A 1,267-nucleotide genomic window follows, 5' to 3' on the forward strand; every position below is an offset into this window, starting at 1 on the left:
TTTCCGCCATTTAAAAAACTCAGGCCGCAGTCGGTAACCTCGCGCATACAGCCGGGCAGTGACGTCATCGTCTGCGCGGAGGAGCTGCATGACAAAGTCATCGGGCATTATCTGAACATAAAACACTATCAATAAGTTGGAGTCATTACCTGCAAGTTCCATTCAATAACACATGATAATAAATTTACATTTATTTACATAAATTCACTTTGTGCATACATTTTGGTCATGTAATAGTGAAACAGCACTTTATGTTAAAATTTATAAGAGGGATTTTTATGTCAAATATCAGAGAATTGAGTTTTGATGAAATTGCATTAGTCAGTGGTGGCAACGCAAACAGTAATTATGAAGGAGGCGGAAGTCGTAGTCGTAACACCGGAGCCCGTAACTCACTGTGACGAAATGCACCGACACACATTTACAGTGACCCGAGCACAGTTAAATGTGCTAATGCTGTCTTTAGTGGAATGGTTGGTGGTGCCATTAAAGGTGGTCCTGTAGGAATGACCAGAGGAACTATTGGTGGGGCAGTTATCGGCCAGTGTCTCTCCGGTGGAGGAAATGGTAACGGAGGCGGAAACAGAGCTGGTTCCAGTAATTGTTCAGGAAGTAACGTCGGTGGTACCTGTAGTCGATAAGTAAGTATCAACGGAGGATACTGCAGTGTTTATTAAATTATTGTCTTTTATATTAAGTTTATTACTGGGTTTTGCGCTATTAAGTGGTTCCTCCATTATTGATTTGTCATGGTTTTCGTTGCCTGAGGAATTTTCAAAAATAGTAATTACATTGATCACCTTGTTTTCCACTGCTAAATTTACAGATATAGTTTTAGCAAAAATAATAACCTTCATAAAGTGATGTTTTGTAATGGATGAACGTTCGAGCCAGTTTAGATATAGTAAATACAGCGCTATTATTTTTCTTGCAGTGGTTATTATATCAACTATTGTAACATTATCGCCAACCTTTACACTGCGTTATGTTGGACTGGATATTGCATTTTTCATTGTGTTCATTACAGAGATTCTAATTTCAACTCTTGTTTACTTATTTTACCTAAAGGAATTTCCTGAGTGTAGAATAAAAATAAGAACAGACTCAGCTACAGTTAAATTTTCAGCCCTGTCATTCCTTATAATTATTCTGATACAGTTAGGGAAGGTGCGAATAAGCAGGTCATGTCTTCCCAAGCTGACTCGCTGATTAAAATTTCGCGGATCTGGGCCGATTTTTTTCCCGCAAACACATCGAATCAGCCTAT

Annotated in this window: 1 pseudogene; it reads left to right on the plus strand. The window is 38.6% G+C overall.

Annotation, left to right across the window (positions count from 1 at the left end):
• Nucleotides 1-81: pseudogene (locus OGY13_RS25095) on the plus strand (IS1 family transposase); the annotation flags it as partial.
• Nucleotides 82-1,267: the final 1,186 nt, after the last annotated feature.

Origin of the sequence: Citrobacter sp. Cpo045, from assembly GCF_030332875.1 — a bacterium.
GTDB lineage: Bacteria > Pseudomonadota > Gammaproteobacteria > Enterobacterales > Enterobacteriaceae > Citrobacter > Citrobacter portucalensis.